Origin of the sequence: Blautia wexlerae DSM 19850 (assembly GCF_025148125.1) — a bacterium.
Classification (GTDB): domain Bacteria; phylum Bacillota; class Clostridia; order Lachnospirales; family Lachnospiraceae; genus Blautia_A; species Blautia_A wexlerae.
Genome location: NZ_CP102267.1, coordinates 696,481 through 711,248 on the forward strand (window position 1 = coordinate 696,481; position 14,768 = coordinate 711,248).

Sequence of the window (14,768 nt, forward strand, 5' to 3'; positions counted from 1 at the left end):
AATATTCGCTGTTTACTGACGGGATTCTTTTCCTGTGAAAATAAGCAGCAGACAGACAAAATACGAGGACAAAAAATATTATGGGAATTATCAAGGCATTCAAGCTGGGATTTGACTATCTCAAGTATGATGAAGATGGTAACGTGCAGGATACGCAGCGTGCTGTCAATGATGTAAACCTGGACATTGAAGCCGGACAATTCGTGGCTGTTCTGGGACATAATGGTTCCGGAAAATCTACTCTTGCAAAGCACCTGAATGCGCTGTTGCTTCCGACGGAAGGAACTTTGTGGGTAGATGGGATTGACACGTCTAAAGAGCCGGAATTATGGAAAGTCCGACAGAAAGCGGGCATGGTTTTTCAGAATCCTGACAATCAGATCATAGGAACTGTAGTAGAAGAAGACGTAGGGTTCGGACCGGAGAATATGGGTGTGCCTACAGAGAAAATCTGGGAGCGTGTAGATGAGAGCCTGAAAAAAACAGGAATGACATCCTATCGTTATCATTCTCCGAATAAACTTTCCGGCGGACAGAAGCAGAGAGTTGCAATTGCCGGTGTCATGGCAATGCGTCCGAAATGTATCATTTTGGATGAGCCAACTGCAATGCTGGATCCGAATGGACGAAAGGAAGTTCTTGAGGCAGTCAGTGACCTTAACAGACGGGAAGGAGTGACAGTCATTCTGATCACCCACTATATGGAAGAAGTTGTTCATGCGGACAAGGTATATGTTATGGACAACGGAGAAGTGGTGATGCAGGGAACACCCAGAGAGATTTTCTCACAGGTGGAAACTCTGAAAGAATACAGACTGGATGTGCCGCAGGTAACACTTCTGGCACACGAACTTCATAAAGCCGGAGTGGATGTTCCGGAGGGAATACTGACTACAGAGGAGCTGGTGAATGCCTTATGTCAATAGAATTAAAAAATGTAACTTATACCTACAGTCCGGGAACTGCCTATGAGATCCATGCGCTGAAAGATATCAATCTTTCTATTCCGGACGGACAGTTTATCGGAATTATCGGACATACAGGAAGTGGGAAATCTACACTGATCCAGCATTTCAATGCGCTTATCCGTCCGACTTCCGGTACGATCACTTATAATGGAGAGGATATCTGGGGAGAGAAATATGATCGTCGTGCCCTGCGAAGCGAGGTTGGTCTTGTATTTCAGTATCCGGAGCATCAGCTCTTTGAGAATGATGTGCTTTCTGATGTATGCTTTGGTCCCATGAATCAGGGATTATCCAGGGAAGAGGCAGAAGTAGAAGCAAAGAAAGCACTGCAGCACGTAGGTTTCAAGGAGAAAAATTTCAGTAAATCCCCTTTTGAGCTTTCCGGCGGACAGAAGAAAAGAGTTGCCATTGCCGGTGTACTGGCAATGAACCCGAAAATTCTTATTCTGGATGAGCCAACTGCAGGTCTGGATCCGAAAGGACGAGATGATATCCTTGACCAGATCGCAGAGCTTCATAAAGTAAGAGGGATTACTATTATCCTTGTATCCCACAGCATGGAGGATATTGCGAAATATGCGGAGAGACTGATTGTAGTCAATGACGGAGAAATCGCCTATGACGATGCTCCCAAAGCAGTATTTGCTCATTACAGAGAGCTGGAAGCCATGGGACTTGCAGCACCGCAGATTACTTATATCATGCATGCGTTGAAGGAAAAAGGCCTGGATGTAGATGTAACTGCTACAACGGTGGATGAGGCAAAAGAGAATATCCTTGCAGTTTTAAGAAAATGTAATCCCGGGAAATTGTCCGGTGACAGACAATCTGTTTCAGACAGTCAGTCGAAAAAAGAAAATGCCAAAGCAGAAACCTTAATTAGTGAGATGGAAGCTGATCTGACTGAGGATGGGACGAAAGAGTCTCATTCAGATGCGCCTGATGAAGATTTAAGCATTCAGAAGGAAACAATGGATAAAAAGTCTGCAGAACAAGAAGAGAATGAGGGAGGGCAGGAAGTATGATCCGAGACATTACAATAGGACAGTATTATCCTGCAGATTCCGTTCTGCACAAAATGGATCCGAGAGCAAAGCTGGTGGGTACGCTGGTGTTCATCATCTCTGTCTTTGTATTCCATACATTTCCGGGATATGCAGTGGCAACTATATTTCTGGCAGCGATGATCATTCTTTCCAAAGTTCCTGTGAAATTTATGTTCAAGGGACTGAAGGCAATCGTGATGCTTCTTATGATCACAGTGGTATTTAATATATTTCTGACACCCGGAAAGGTTCTCTGGCAGTGGGGAATCCTGCATGTGACAGAGGAGGGCCTGAAGCTGGCCGGAAGAATGGCCATCCGCCTGACGTATCTGGTGATCGGTTCTTCTCTTATGACGCTGACTACCACACCCAATCAACTTACAGATGGTCTGGAACGACTTCTCAGGCCGTTAAATAAACTTCATGTGCCAATCCACGAGATTGCCATGATGATGTCTATTGCGCTGCGTTTTATCCCGATCCTTATGGAGGAAACCGATAAGATCATGAAAGCACAGATTGCACGTGGCGCAGATTTTGAAACCGGAAATATAATTCAGAAGGCAAAAAATATGATTCCGCTTCTGGTTCCGCTGTTTATTTCTGCGTTCAGAAGAGCAAATGATCTGGCCATGGCCATGGAAGCAAGGTGCTATCATGGAGGGGATAACAGAACCCAGATGAAGCCATTGCGTTATGAGTCCAGAGACTACATTTCCTATGTGGTGATGTGGGCTTATCTGGGAATCGCCATTGTTTTCAGAATTGTGGGAATCTGAGAAAGTACTGATATAATTTATAAAGATATTTTATATGCTGTAATCCGGTAGGAAAGGATTACAGCATATTGTTTATTTTGTTATAACAAAAGTTTTCAATTTTTATGGAGGAAAACAGATGAAAAGAATTGGTCTTGTAGTTGCATATGACGGCACAAACTATTGCGGCTGGCAGACACAGCCAAACGGGATTACTGTACAGGGGGTATTAAATGATACATTGTCCGAGCTTCTTGGCGAGAAGATAGAAACGATCGGTGCAAGCCGTACAGACGCAGGGGTTCATGCCATGGGAAACGTGGCAGTATTTGACACCAACACACGCATTCCCGGGGAAAAGATTTCCTATGCACTGAACCAGCGTCTTCCGGAAGATATCCGTATTCAGCTCTCTGAAGAAGTAGAACCGGATTTCCATCCCCGTTATTGCGACAGCGAGAAAACATACGAATACCGCATCCTGAATCGCAAATTCCCGGTTCCGACAGAGCGCTTATACACCTATTTCTACCACTACAAACTGGATGTAGATAAGATGAAAGCAGCAACCTCATACCTGATCGGACAGCATGATTTTGCTTCTTTTTGCGGTGCAAAAGCGCAGGTAAAAACAACTATCCGTACAGTGACAGGAATTGATGTATGGCGTGACGGAGATATCGTAACCATACGTGTAACAGGAACAGGATTCCTCTACAACATGGTACGAATCATCTCCGGAACTCTGATCGAAGTAGGAAACGGACAGTATCCACCTGAGAGAGTAAAAACAATCCTGGAAGCCTGCAACCGGGAAATGGCAGGACCGACAGCTCCGGCCCAGGGACTGACACTGATGGGGATTGAATTTTTTGATTGATGATAGTCAGGAGGAGAAAATCATCCGTTTCGATAATTGCCGGTGGGATAACTGATCAACAGTTTTTTTGCTGAAAACAAAAAACGGGGGAGTAACGAAAAAAATTGAAAAAACGACACAAAACCTATTGACAGAACAGAACCCTTATAATATAATAACCAAATGTGACGTAGTGCGAGATGCTTAAGCCAAATAGCCCAGGCGAAAGTATTTATCAGCGGTTTCGGACATTTCCGCATTTTTAGCACCGGCGTTTCCAATAACTTATATTCGCGGGAAATTCCGCGGTTAATTAAACTATCGTTGATAAATAACAGGAGGTAAAACCATGCAGACTTATATGGCTAATCCAGATAAAATCGAAAGAAAATGGTATGTAGTTGACGCTGATGGATGTACTCTTGGCCGTCTGGCATCCGGAGTAGCAAGCGTTTTAAGAGGAAAAAATAAACCACAGTTTACACCACACGTAGACACAGGTGATTATGTAATCATCGTAAACGCTGACAAGATCAAAGTTACAGGTAAGAAATTAGAGCAGAAAATCTACTACAATCACTCCGATTATGTAGGTGGAATGAGAGAAACCACATTAAAAGAAATGTTAGCAAAGAAACCTGAGAGAGTTATCGAGCTCGCAGTTAAAGGTATGCTTCCAAAAGGACCTTTAGGAAGAAGCATGTACACAAAACTTTTCGTATATGCAGGACCGGAACACAAACATGAAGCTCAGAAACCAGAAGCTTTAACATTTTAATTAGGAGGTAGAAAACATTGGCTAGCGCAAAATTCTACGGAACAGGAAGAAGAAAAAAATCAATCGCAAGAGTTTATCTTGTACCTGGAACCGGTAAGATCACAATCAATAAAAGAGATATCGATGAATATTTTGGATTAGATACACTGAAAGTTATCGTTCGTCAGCCTTTAGCTGCAACAGAAACAGAAGGCAAATTTGACGTATTAGTTAACGTTCATGGCGGTGGATACACAGGACAGGCTGGTGCCATCAGACATGGTGTTGCAAGAGCCCTTCTTCAGGCAGACAACGACTACAGACCAGTTCTGAAAGCTGCTGGATTCTTAACTCGTGACCCACGTATGAAAGAACGTAAGAAATACGGTCTCAAAGCAGCTCGTCGCGCTCCGCAGTTCAGCAAGCGATAATCGACTGCTCAGACTATATCAAAAGGTTTACAAAACCCCGGAAAATCAAGGTTTTCCGGGGTTTTCTTATACCTAAACGGGCTGATATAGTTTGACCTCATTTGACCAAACGAGAGCCGTTTTCACTCAATTTTTAGGTTAAATATAGGACAACCGGCAAAAATGGGGTCAAAAAACGGCCTTAGTGGAAATAGGACAACCAGAAAAGGTGCTATGTGCCAGTGGCACATGTTCAGCACCGACCGGAGCGGGAGCGGAGAAGCGTTGGCAAAACAACAACCTGTGCGAACTTGGGAATAGGTCTGGCACAGGCCGGAAAGAAAGTGCTTTTAATCGACGGGGACCCACAAGGAAGCCTGACAATCAGCTTGGTTTTGAAATGTTTGCTGATGATTGTAACTGCACCGGTCATTTGGGTGTTGACGCTTTTTGTCTGGCTCTGCATGGGGCTGATCTACATATCCGGTCTGGTGCTTGGTCTGCTCAGCACGGTAATTGCTCTGCTTGGCGTGGCTGTGCTGATTACCTATTCCCCGCAGAATGGTGCAATTTTGCTGGTTATGGCATTTTTGATTAGCCCGATGGGACTGCCGCTGGCTACGATCTGGCTGCTGGGCAAGGTGCAGAGTTTGAAATTTGCGATCCAGGATTGGGCGTATGGGTAAATGATGTGAATATAATTTGGAATGAAAAAGAAGCAGGACAATGGGAGATGAGACCCAATGCCCTGCTTCTCTGTTTATTCGGAACGAACTGTAATATATTTTTGATTGCGACTTTTAGGTTTATCGGGAATAGTCATTTCTAATTGCCCGGATTCTAAAAGCGGATTGATATGCTTCAAAGTGAAGTTTCTTAAATCTTTGAAGCCGCAAAATACTGCAAGCTCTTTCTTGGATTTTGGTGTTGTGCAAAAAGCCAAAATCTGTTTGGACATCGTTGATAGTTCAATATCTTGGTGGGTAACTTGGTGGGTAACTTGGTGGGTATCACCCTCTAAGTTGTAGTTTACATTTTTCAAAATAACTCTGAAATCTGTCGCTGTTGAGGAAAATTCGGGCTTATATGCCTCTGTGTATCCAGGCAGCTTTTCAGTTTCACTGACGATTTTGCGCAGACCACTTCCACGGCGTTCCATGTACTTCATGCGGTGGAACAGGTCAGCAATCACAGGGTTTCGTCGCATGGAACGGATACCGCGCAGCCACAGAATGAAATTCTGTGTTCAAAGGGGCTTGGGGGCGCTGCCCTCAACAAGCAAGCGGAGAGGAAAATCACGGAGGGATTTTCTTCTCTGCGGGCCTGTGTGTATTAACACAGGCATTGCTTGCCTCTTTTCTCCGAAATTGAAAAGAACCAGTGAGAGAATCGTTAAATTTCACTCACTGGCTCAATTCATTTCAAATATCTCGGACAACTCTGTCAGTTCTTTCACCGTTTCCTGGGTGTGATGCAACAGGGTGTCACGCATTTCTGGCGGACAGCTGGAATAAAGCATTTTCATCTGATTGACACCCTCATCCTCCAGAGAAACATCTGGATTTATAAGTGTATCTAAAGAGATGTGCAGGACCTTTGCCAATGCTCTTAAAATTAAATAAGAAGGATTCATTTTCCCCTTTTCGATATTGGCGATTTGCTTTACAGAAACATGGCTCAGATCCGCAAGCTCCTGTTGTGTCAGTTCTTTATTCTTTCGGGCTTCCCGCATTTTTTGCCCTAAAGCAGTTAAATCATCAATCGGCATAATCGTTCACCTCAATAATATTGTATCGTTCCGGTTTATGTGATGGAATGACCTTATTATGCCTGAAAAACTGTACGATTATGCCAATTTTATAAAGCTGCGATTGGTGATAAACTTGTATTGTTCGAGACAAAGAACTATAATGTACTCTGTGGAGGTGCAGAATGGATTATATGACACTAAAAGAGGCCGCCGAAAAATGGGGCGTGACACCTCGTAGAGTAAATTACTATTGTGCCGCCGGGCGCATATCTGGAGCTGTAAAGATGGCAACTATCTGGCTAATTCCAAAGGATGCGGAAAAGCCGATTGATGGTCGAACAAAACAAGGAAAGGCAGAAAAGTATGAGTAATATATTACTTCTTGAAGATGATCTAAGCCTGATTAACGGGCTTTCTTTTGCTTTCAAAAAGCAGGGATTTGAATTAAATATCGCCAGAACGCTCAAAGAAGCGGAGGAATTGTGGACAGACGGAAAATATGATTTGTTGGTGTTGGACGTATCTCTGCCAGATGGGTCTGGCTTTGAATTTTGCAAAAGAGTTCGACTTACATCAAAGGTGCCAATTATTTTTCTGACGGCTTCGGATGAGGAAACAAGTATTATTATGGGGCTGGATATTGGAGGTGATGACTATATCACAAAACCGTTCAAACTGGGGGTTCTCGTTTCAAGGATTAACGCCTTACTTCGACGTGCAAATTCTTTTCAAGCAGCAGACACAGAATTGCAGTCGAATGGCATCAAGGTTCTTTTGCTGCAAGGACAGGTTTTCAAAAATGGGGAGCTGTTGGATTTGACTGCCGCGGAATACAAGCTACTGTGCTTGTTTATGAGAAACCCAAGCATGGTGCTGACAAAGGGACAAATTTTAGATAAGCTATGGGATTGCGACGGGAATTATATCGACAGTAGTACCCTTACGGTCTATATGCGTCGGCTTCGTATGAAGATCGAGGATAATCCAAGCGAACCACAAATGCTCCTGACTGTTCGAGGTATGGGATATAAATGGAATATTATCGGGTGAGGTGTAGTATGAAGATACTGGCAAATAAAGAAATCAAAAATCTATTTCTTTCGCTTTCACTGGTTTTGGGGGTTACATTTCTCTTAGCCGAGGTTTTTCTATGGCTGTCATATCGCCGGCTTTCTCTGTTATTGCTAATCCTTTTTCTATTGGCTGGCGGTGCTGTATGGGCAGTCTGCTTTGTATATTTTAATCGGCAAAATCAGATCATGGAGCAGGCGATATTAGAAATCAATGCGTATCTTGATGGTGATCGCAATGCCCGTATTGAATGTGACAATGAGGGCGAATTGTACCGACTGTTTCATTCTATCAATTCTTTAGCGGCAGTGTTAAATGCCCATGCAGATAACGAGTTACGAGAGAAAGAGTTTTTGAAAAATACAATCTCCGACATTTCACACCAACTGAAAACACCACTGGCGGCTCTGAACATTTATAACGGACTGCTTCAGGACGAGGATATAGAAGTGTCATCTGTGAAAGAATTTGCGGGTTTGTCTGAGCAGGAACTTGACCGTATCGAAACACTGGTGCAAAGTCTGCTCAAGATTACAAGATTGGATGCCGGAGCCATTGTCTTGGAAAAGAACGCAGAAAATGTTGCAGATATGATGCAGGATATTGAACTGCATTTTGCATATAGAGCCAGACAGGAAAAGAAAGAAATCATTCTGTCTGGCTCGGATCATCTTTCTCTTTTTTGTGATCGTGATTGGTTGAATGAGGCAATCGACAATATTGTGAAAAATGCGTTTGACCATACAGAAAGTGGTGCAACAATTCATGTTGCGTGGAAGGAGTTGCCGTCTGGTGTCCAAATTGTGATAACGGATAATGGATGCGGCATCCACCCAGAAGATATACATCACATCTTCAAGCGGTTTTATCGCAGTCGTTTTTCTAAGGACAAGCAAGGGATTGGACTGGGATTACCTTTGGCAAAGGCAATCGTTGAAGCACATAATGGCACCATTGAGGTTGACAGCGAATTAGGTATCGGGACAACTTTCACAATGAATTTTCTGATTCCTACAAAATTGTAGGCTGGCTGTAGGCTTACAGTAAGATTCAGGTGCTATTCTCTCACACATAGGCAGGACAAACAAAGACAGCCTGCCTATATCGCAAAATCATTCAGAAAGAGGTGTTTACACTATGAACTTATTAGAAGTCAAAAATATCAGTAAGACCTATGGCAACGGAGAAACCGCTGTCAAGGCATTAAAGGATGTCAGCTTTTCTGTTCCAAAGGGCGAGTATGTGGCAATCGTCGGAGAATCCGGTTCCGGCAAAAGTACACTGCTGAACATGATCGGCGCATTGGACACGCCTACGTCAGGCAAGGTGCTGATCGACGGCAAGGACATTTTTTCCATGAACGACAAGAAGTTGACCGTGTTTCGGCGTAGGAATATCGGCTTTATCTTTCAGGCGTTCAACCTTGTGCCGGAGCTGACCGTGGAGCAGAATATCATATTCCCTGTGTTGCTGGACCACCAGAAGCCGGACAAAAAGTATCTGGAAGAACTACTGGCGGTGCTGAATCTGAAAGAGCGCCGAAATCACCTGCCGAGCCAGCTTTCCGGTGGTCAGCAGCAACGTGTGGCAATTGGGCGGGCACTGATTACCCGGCCAGCCCTGATCTTAGCTGACGAGCCGACCGGCAATCTGGACACGCAGAATAGCAGCGAGGTTATTGCCTTGCTAAAAGAGGCGTCGAAAAAATACGAACAAACCATCATTATGATTACCCACAATCGCAGTATCGCGCAAACGGCTGACCGGGTTTTGCAGGTATCGGACGGTGTACTGACCGACTTCGGGAGGTGCCGCGAATGAAAAGCTATCTTAGCCTTATTCCGATTTCTGCAAAGGTGCGGAAGAGACAGAATAGGATGACGATGCTGTGCATCATTATCTCAGTGCTGTTGGTTACGATGATTTTCAGCATGGCAGATATGGCGATCCGAATGGAAAAGACACGAGTGATCAAAGAACATGGGAACTGGCATATCATGTTGAAGGAGCCATCCGAGCAACAGATTGAGCAAATCGCACAGCGAACAGATGTGATGACGTCCTCCCGTTATGACGGACTGAACTTTGATTTATCCGAAGACTATACGATCAATGGAAAAAGCTGCGTCATCGTAGGTGGTGATAATGCGATTCTAACGGAGATCTATGACAATTTGACTGAAGGCCGATATCCTACAAAAGAGAATGAAATTTTACTTTCGAATCGTTCAAAAGAACTGCTTTCTCTGAAGATTGGAGAGGCGATTACCGTACATACACCAGCTGGAGATTTTGGCTATACGATTTCCGGTTTTGGAGGAGATGTTACCATTACCACAGATGCAGACATTGTGGGGGCTTTTCTAAATTGGGACTCCTTCCAAAGTCTTGCAAAAGCAGAAGGAAGTAAGCTTGCTCCCGTTTGTTTTGTGCGCTTTTACGAGAATATCCATATTCGTAAGGTGATTGCAGAGTTGCGGAAAACATATGGCTTTACAGACGAAACATTATCCGAAAACACGGCTTTGCTGGGATTGACGGGCTTCAGCAGTGATTCTTATGTCATGGGAATGTACCTTGTAGCTGCAATCTTGTTTGTTCTGGTTTTGGCTGCGGGAGTCTTTATGATTGCGGGAAGCCTGAACAGCAGAACCGCAGAGAGAACACAATTTTTTGGAATGCTTCGTTGTATTGGAGCAAGCCGGGCACAAGTTATGCACATAGTCAAGTTGGAAGCACTCTATTGGTGCAAAACAGCGGTTCCGATTGGCGTGATAGTTGGGATTGTGGGCACGTGGATGCTTTGTGCACTGCTCCGGTTTGGTGCGGGCGCTGAATTTGTACAGATTCCGCTATTTGGGATTAGTAGTGTCGGTATCATCAGCGGAATTGTTGTTGGTGTTTTGACCGTGCTGTTATCTTCCATCTCTCCCGCAAGGCGGGCGGCAGGTGTTTCTCCGGTTGCGGCTGTTACCGGAAATCTTTCCGAAAATTGGAACACATCCCGGCCAATCAAGCAGAACTTTTTGAAAATTGAGATGGCCTTGGGGATTCATCATGCCGTATCCTCTCCAAAAAATCTACTTCTCATGACTGGCTCCTTTGCACTCAGCATCATTATGATTTTGAGCTTTTCCGTTCTTATACAATGGGTGAATATGGCACTCAATCCCTTAAAGCCATGGGCACCAGATGTCTTTTATAGTAGTCCTGATAACCTGTGCGACATTAAACAAAGTTTTGCCAAAGAGGTGGAAAGCCGGCCGTATGTAAAGCGGGTATTTGGGCGGATGTATCAAAGCCTTCCTGCAGAATATGAAGGGAAATTGGGGCAAATTGATTTGATTTCTTATGAGAATCAGCAGTTTCAGTGGGCAGCTGAAGATTTGATTGCAGGTGATATATCGGCTGTCTCTGAAGGCAACGGTGTACTGACGGTTTTTGATAAAAGCAATTCTTTGAAGGTTGGAGATACGATTCAGCTGGAGCAGACAGAGCTTACCGTGGCTGGAGTCTTGAAAGATAGTCCCTTTGATACATCGGATCAGCCAACTGTGATTTGCTCAGAGAAAACGTTCAAGGAAATTACAGGCAAAGATGCCTATGCTGTTCTTGACGTACAGCTGTCCAAAAAAGCAACAGAGCAGAATGTAAATGATCTTCACGTATTGGCAAATGGACATTATCGCTTTTATGATCGACTGGCGCAAAACAAAGACACACAAAATACCTATTTTATGTTCTGCCTGTTTGTTTATGGATTCCTCGCCGTGATCACATTGATTACTATTATTCATACGGTAAACAGTATTTCTATGAGCGTGTCTGCAAGAACAAATCAATACGGAGCCATGCGTGCAGTGGGGATGGATAGTTTACAAATCAAGAAGATGATTCTCATGGAAACCGCCACGTACACTACGCTTGGACTCCTCGCAGGTTGTGGTCTGGGGTTACCGCTGCATCATTTTCTCTATTCGCAGATGATTACAAATTATTGGGGAACGGCATGGCAAATCCCTTTAACATCTATTGGAGAAATACTGGTGTTGCTTGTGTTCACTTCTCTTCTTGCACCTTTCGCTCCGGCAAAACGCATCTGTAACATGCCGATTACTGCAACCATCAATGAATTGTAATTCAATATTTTAATCTGCCGGACGACGGCAAAAGAAAAAAGCCGTCGTACAGCAGACACATTTTCACGCGCCTATGAAACGGCGGCTTTGATTTTCAGAGCCGCCGTTTCTTTGCGTTTACACAATCCTATGGCGACTTGCAGGGACACGGTAGCCGATTGGAGGTTATTTTGCCGTGCCCCTTTTACTTTTTCAAAGCTCACATGATCTACATCAGTTAAAAAAAGCATTGCTCCTCCTCCGGGCAAGTATAACATTGCATCGGCATTATCGTTCCATGTAATTCAGTATAATAATGGCTGTTCTTGGCGCGCCAGTTTTCCCTCACGGAAATCTGGCGTTTTTTGTTGCCATTTTTTCGGAGATGACCCGGTTGTCTGCCGGTGTCGGTCCCCGCCTCCATTCGATTCACCCGTCAATCACCCGTGAATCGAAATGGAGGTACATAATGAAGAAAATTAACCTTCGGGAACTTTATCCTGATGTTTATACAACAGACTTTTTTGTAGATGTGACAGAGGAAGTAATGGAGACTATTCGGGCAGCTGAACGTGCGGAGGCTGCGTATGAGCGAAAGATGTATCGTTATAAAGCACAGTATTCTCTGGATTGCGAGAATGGCATTGAAAATGCGGTGCTGTTGAAGCCGCAGACACCGGAGATGGTTCTGGAGGAAAAACAGTTTCAGGAGCAGGTCTATGCCGCTGTGATGAAGCTGCCGGAGAAACAGGCAAAGCGAATTTATGCCCGATACTATCTGGGAATGACGGTAAATGAAATTGCCGAAGTAGAAGGTGTAGACCCAAGCCGTGTCCGAGACAGTATCCGCCGTGGATTAAAGCAGCTTGTAAAATATTTTTGATAAAATTTCATTTGATGCGCCTGTTTTTTGCCTTTTTTGTCAGTGTTAATAAGAAGGACAAGTTTTCCTCCTTCATCAGTACATATGGCACAGTTATGAAAAGAGGTGTCCTATATTATAGGACCAGAATCAAAGACGCGAATGGTAAGCTCGTAGCTATCTACGCAAAAACACCTGAAGAACTATACAACAAAGAAACGCTTGCGTTGGAACAGATAAACTTGTATTGTTCGAGGCAAAGAACTATAATGTACTCTGTGGAGGTGCATAATGGATTATATGACACTAAAAGAGGCCGCCGAAAAATGGGGCGTGACACCTCGTAGAGTAAATTACTATTGCGCTGCTGGGCGTATCCCCGGCGCTGTAAAGATGGCTGGTGTTTGGCTGATCCCAAAGAACGCAGAAAAGCCGATTGACGGAAGGACAAAACAAGGGAAGGGGTTGCACCATGAATAAAATCCTGATTATAGATGATGACAGAGAACTGTGCGCTTTGATTAAACGTAGCGTACAAGCAGAAAACATAGAAGCTGATTTTTGTAATACCGGAAAAGAGGGCTTACAAAAATTAAGAGAGCAGGAGTATCAGCTTGTGGTGCTGGATGTGATGATGCCTGGTATGGATGGCTTTGAAACGCTGGAAGAAATCCGCAAAGAGAACAGTCTGCCGATTTTGATGTTCACATCTAAAAATGACAGCATTTCTAAAGTACGGGGCTTACGGGCCGGAGCGGACGATTATCTTACAAAACCGTTTGATATGGATGAACTGATTGCCCGTATTGCGTCTCTTATTCGCCGCTACACTCGCTTTAATCAGCAAGCTGGAGCCATACAAAAGCTAAATTTTGACGGATTGCAGATTGACCTTGAAAATCGTTCTGTTACTACATCAAACGGCACTTTTGAACTGCCCCCAAAGGAATTTGATTTGCTCCTGTACTGTGCAAAGCATCAAGGGAAAATTTTGACCAAACAGCAGATTTATGAGGAAGTATGGGGCGAAGAATATTTCTATGATGACAGTAACATTATGGCGATTATCAGTCGACTTCGTAAAAAATTAGAAGTCAATCCTTCAAGCCCAAAGTATATACAAACGGTCAAAGGGATTGGCTACCGGTTTAATAAGGAGGTGTAGTCAGCATGGAAATTATCGTATTCTTGTCCATTGTGATTGCTGTTGGGGCTGTATTGACTTCCATCGTTCTCGTTCGGCGTGTAAAAAAACAAATAGCAGAAATGACCGATGTGCTGGTTGATGTGAAAAACGGAAATGGCAACCGGCGTATTCTATCTGCAACAAATGAACTGACAGCACCTCTTGCCTATGAAATTAATGAGATCGTTGTGGCCTATGAAAGCAGACTTTCAACTGTACGGCAGACAGAAGAAACCAACCGCCAGCTTATGACGAGCCTTTCCCATGACGTGCGAACGCCCCTTACTACTCTGCTTGGGTATCTTGACGCTGCACACAAAGGACTGGTCACAGGAAAAGACCGGGATGATTATATTGAAACCGCCCGTCGGAAAGCTCATGATCTGAAAGAATACATTGATGTACTTTTTGACTGGTTCAAGTTAAATTCCAACGAGTTTGCTTTGGAGATCCAGAGCGTTGAGGTGGCAGAGCTGACAAGAAATATTCTGATCGACTGGATACCGATTTTTGAGGATAAACAGGTTAATTATGACATTGATATTCCTGAACAGCCTGTCCGGGTAAGATTAGATATGGATAGCTATATGAGGATCATCAATAACCTTATTCAAAATGTAATCGCTCATAGCCATGCAGACAAAATTAAAATTTCCCTGTCGAAGAAGGAAAACAGTATGGAGCTGTTGCTGGCGGATAATGGAGTGGGAATTGAGAAGGAAGATTTGAAACACATTTTTGAACGGCTCTATAAGTGTGACAAAGGACGGTCTGAAAAAGGAAGCGGTCTTGGTCTTTCTATTGTCCATCAGCTTGTAGAAAAGATGGGTGGGAGTATAACAGTTGAAAGTTTGCCGGGAAAAGGAACTGAATTTATGTTGCTTTTTCCTTTGGAGAGTTAAGCGGGTTCCCGTCTTTATGGCGGGAGCCTTACTTATTTTCAGAAGTCTTTTAGAAAATGGCATGGGAACCTTCTCAATCCC

17 protein-coding genes and 4 pseudogenes are annotated in these 14,768 nt (G+C 43.9%); 18 read left to right on the forward strand and 3 right to left on the reverse strand.

Annotated elements, in window-relative coordinates:
• Window positions 1-80: 80 nt before the first annotated feature.
• The 8 genes and pseudogenes from NQ550_RS03160 to NQ550_RS03190 all read left to right on the forward strand — a co-directional run bounded on the left by NQ550_RS03160 (window position 81) and on the right by NQ550_RS03190 (window position 5,484).
• The gene (locus NQ550_RS03160) at window positions 81-926 is read left to right on the forward strand and encodes an energy-coupling factor transporter ATPase (RefSeq protein WP_025580712.1); all 846 of its coding nucleotides are present in this window, start codon (window positions 81-83) and stop codon (window positions 924-926) included.
• A pseudogene (locus NQ550_RS03165) lies at window positions 917-1,762 on the forward strand (energy-coupling factor transporter ATPase); the annotation flags it as partial. The gene NQ550_RS03160 and the pseudogene NQ550_RS03165, both read left to right, overlap by 10 nt.
• A 227-nt stretch (window positions 1,763-1,989) precedes the next feature.
• Window positions 1,990-2,793 (forward strand): energy-coupling factor transporter transmembrane component T family protein, encoded by an 804-nt coding sequence (locus NQ550_RS03170; RefSeq protein ID WP_008705979.1) that lies wholly within the window; start codon window positions 1,990-1,992, stop codon window positions 2,791-2,793.
• A gap of 118 nt (window positions 2,794-2,911) precedes the next feature.
• Window positions 2,912-3,652, forward strand: a complete 741-nt coding sequence (truA, locus tag NQ550_RS03175) for a tRNA pseudouridine(38-40) synthase TruA (protein WP_008705977.1) — start codon at window positions 2,912-2,914, stop codon at window positions 3,650-3,652.
• Between the two features lie 328 nt (window positions 3,653-3,980).
• Complete coding sequence (gene rplM, locus NQ550_RS03180) at window positions 3,981-4,409, forward strand: 50S ribosomal protein L13 (RefSeq protein WP_008705976.1); 429 nt, start codon at window positions 3,981-3,983, stop codon at window positions 4,407-4,409.
• 17 nt (window positions 4,410-4,426) lie between these two features.
• Entirely contained in the window at window positions 4,427-4,819 is a 393-nt protein-coding gene (rpsI, locus tag NQ550_RS03185) for a 30S ribosomal protein S9 (protein WP_008705974.1), read from the forward strand.
• A gap of 221 nt (window positions 4,820-5,040) precedes the next feature.
• Window positions 5,041-5,142 (forward strand): annotated as a pseudogene (locus NQ550_RS23015) (hypothetical protein); the annotation flags it as partial.
• Between the two features lie 66 nt (window positions 5,143-5,208).
• Entirely contained in the window at window positions 5,209-5,484 is a 276-nt protein-coding gene (locus NQ550_RS03190; protein ID WP_029677219.1) for a CD1845 family protein, read from the forward strand.
• 74 nt (window positions 5,485-5,558) lie between these two features.
• Here the strand turns inward: NQ550_RS03190 and NQ550_RS03195 are convergent.
• Both NQ550_RS03195 and NQ550_RS03200 read right to left on the reverse strand, forming a co-directional pair.
• A pseudogene (locus NQ550_RS03195) lies at window positions 5,559-6,014 on the reverse strand (ATP-binding protein); the annotation flags it as partial.
• 195 nt (window positions 6,015-6,209) lie between these two features.
• Window positions 6,210-6,566, reverse strand: coding sequence for a helix-turn-helix domain-containing protein (locus NQ550_RS03200; protein WP_055054175.1), 357 nt, complete (start codon window positions 6,564-6,566; stop codon window positions 6,210-6,212).
• A 164-nt stretch (window positions 6,567-6,730) separates the two neighbouring features.
• On the opposite strand from NQ550_RS03200, the gene NQ550_RS03205 reads away from it, so the two are divergent.
• The 5 genes from NQ550_RS03205 (at window position 6,731) to NQ550_RS03225 (ending at window position 11,758) form a co-directional block, all read left to right on the forward strand.
• Complete coding sequence (locus tag NQ550_RS03205; protein ID WP_025581218.1) at window positions 6,731-6,919, forward strand: MerR family transcriptional regulator; 189 nt, start codon at window positions 6,731-6,733, stop codon at window positions 6,917-6,919.
• Window positions 6,912-7,598, forward strand: coding sequence for a response regulator transcription factor (locus tag NQ550_RS03210; protein ID WP_008705965.1), 687 nt, complete (start codon window positions 6,912-6,914; stop codon window positions 7,596-7,598). The genes NQ550_RS03205 and NQ550_RS03210 overlap by 8 nt, the downstream gene beginning before the upstream one ends.
• 8 nt (window positions 7,599-7,606) lie before the next feature.
• A complete protein-coding gene (locus NQ550_RS03215; protein ID WP_025581217.1) occupies window positions 7,607-8,644 on the forward strand; it encodes a sensor histidine kinase in 1,038 nt (345 codons plus the stop codon).
• A 112-nt stretch (window positions 8,645-8,756) separates the two neighbouring features.
• Window positions 8,757-9,440 carry an ABC transporter ATP-binding protein gene (locus tag NQ550_RS03220; protein WP_025581216.1) on the forward strand — a complete coding sequence of 228 codons (684 nt, stop codon included), beginning with the start codon at window positions 8,757-8,759 and terminating at the stop codon, window positions 9,438-9,440.
• Complete coding sequence (locus NQ550_RS03225; protein WP_025581215.1) at window positions 9,437-11,758, forward strand: ABC transporter permease; 2,322 nt, start codon at window positions 9,437-9,439, stop codon at window positions 11,756-11,758. The genes NQ550_RS03220 and NQ550_RS03225 overlap by 4 nt, the downstream gene beginning before the upstream one ends.
• Before the next feature lie 71 nt (window positions 11,759-11,829).
• On the opposite strand, the gene NQ550_RS03230 is transcribed toward NQ550_RS03225, so the two are convergent.
• Window positions 11,830-11,988, reverse strand: coding sequence for a hypothetical protein (locus tag NQ550_RS03230; RefSeq protein ID WP_197724788.1), 159 nt, complete (start codon window positions 11,986-11,988; stop codon window positions 11,830-11,832).
• A gap of 218 nt (window positions 11,989-12,206) precedes the next feature.
• On the opposite strand from NQ550_RS03230, the gene NQ550_RS03235 reads away from it, so the two are divergent.
• From NQ550_RS03235 to NQ550_RS03255, 5 genes and pseudogenes are all read left to right on the forward strand, one after another.
• Window positions 12,207-12,620 carry a sigma-70 family RNA polymerase sigma factor gene (locus NQ550_RS03235; RefSeq protein WP_031476138.1) on the forward strand — a complete coding sequence of 138 codons (414 nt, stop codon included), beginning with the start codon at window positions 12,207-12,209 and terminating at the stop codon, window positions 12,618-12,620.
• A gap of 95 nt (window positions 12,621-12,715) precedes the next feature.
• Window positions 12,716-12,838: pseudogene (locus NQ550_RS22410) on the forward strand (tyrosine-type recombinase/integrase); the annotation flags it as partial.
• 52 nt (window positions 12,839-12,890) lie between these two features.
• The gene (locus tag NQ550_RS03245) at window positions 12,891-13,079 is read left to right on the forward strand and encodes a helix-turn-helix domain-containing protein (protein WP_002596317.1); all 189 of its coding nucleotides are present in this window, start codon (window positions 12,891-12,893) and stop codon (window positions 13,077-13,079) included.
• Window positions 13,072-13,764 carry a response regulator transcription factor gene (locus NQ550_RS03250; protein WP_008705950.1) on the forward strand — a complete coding sequence of 231 codons (693 nt, stop codon included), beginning with the start codon at window positions 13,072-13,074 and terminating at the stop codon, window positions 13,762-13,764. Before NQ550_RS03245 ends, NQ550_RS03250 begins: the two co-directional genes overlap by 8 nt.
• A gap of 5 nt (window positions 13,765-13,769) precedes the next feature.
• Window positions 13,770-14,687 carry a sensor histidine kinase gene (locus NQ550_RS03255; RefSeq protein WP_118521801.1) on the forward strand — a complete coding sequence of 306 codons (918 nt, stop codon included), beginning with the start codon at window positions 13,770-13,772 and terminating at the stop codon, window positions 14,685-14,687.
• Window positions 14,688-14,768: the final 81 nt, after the last annotated feature.

Excerpts from the sequence above, each read along its gene's own strand:
- NQ550_RS03200 (WP_055054175.1), bottom strand. The coding sequence starts at position 6,566 with ATGCCGATTGATGATTTAACTGCTTTAGGGCAAAAAATGCGGGAAGCC.
- rplM (WP_008705976.1), top strand. The coding sequence starts at position 3,981 with ATGCAGACTTATATGGCTAATCCAGATAAAATCGAAAGAAAATGGTAT.
- truA (WP_008705977.1), top strand. The coding sequence starts at position 2,912 with ATGAAAAGAATTGGTCTTGTAGTTGCATATGACGGCACAAACTATTGC.
- NQ550_RS03255 (WP_118521801.1), top strand. The coding sequence starts at position 13,770 with ATGGAAATTATCGTATTCTTGTCCATTGTGATTGCTGTTGGGGCTGTA.
- NQ550_RS03190 (WP_029677219.1), top strand. The coding sequence starts at position 5,209 with ATGATTGTAACTGCACCGGTCATTTGGGTGTTGACGCTTTTTGTCTGG.
- NQ550_RS03250 (WP_008705950.1), top strand. The coding sequence starts at position 13,072 with ATGAATAAAATCCTGATTATAGATGATGACAGAGAACTGTGCGCTTTG.
- NQ550_RS03215 (WP_025581217.1), top strand. The coding sequence starts at position 7,607 with ATGAAGATACTGGCAAATAAAGAAATCAAAAATCTATTTCTTTCGCTT.
- NQ550_RS03170 (WP_008705979.1), top strand. The coding sequence starts at position 1,990 with ATGATCCGAGACATTACAATAGGACAGTATTATCCTGCAGATTCCGTT.
- NQ550_RS03160 (WP_025580712.1), top strand. The coding sequence starts at position 81 with ATGGGAATTATCAAGGCATTCAAGCTGGGATTTGACTATCTCAAGTAT.
- NQ550_RS03230 (WP_197724788.1), bottom strand. The coding sequence starts at position 11,988 with ATGCTTTTTTTAACTGATGTAGATCATGTGAGCTTTGAAAAAGTAAAA.
- NQ550_RS03245 (WP_002596317.1), top strand. The coding sequence starts at position 12,891 with ATGGATTATATGACACTAAAAGAGGCCGCCGAAAAATGGGGCGTGACA.
- NQ550_RS03210 (WP_008705965.1), top strand. The coding sequence starts at position 6,912 with ATGAGTAATATATTACTTCTTGAAGATGATCTAAGCCTGATTAACGGG.
- NQ550_RS03235 (WP_031476138.1), top strand. The coding sequence starts at position 12,207 with ATGAAGAAAATTAACCTTCGGGAACTTTATCCTGATGTTTATACAACA.
- NQ550_RS03220 (WP_025581216.1), top strand. The coding sequence starts at position 8,757 with ATGAACTTATTAGAAGTCAAAAATATCAGTAAGACCTATGGCAACGGA.
- NQ550_RS03225 (WP_025581215.1), top strand. The coding sequence starts at position 9,437 with ATGAAAAGCTATCTTAGCCTTATTCCGATTTCTGCAAAGGTGCGGAAG.
- NQ550_RS03205 (WP_025581218.1), top strand. The coding sequence starts at position 6,731 with ATGGATTATATGACACTAAAAGAGGCCGCCGAAAAATGGGGCGTGACA.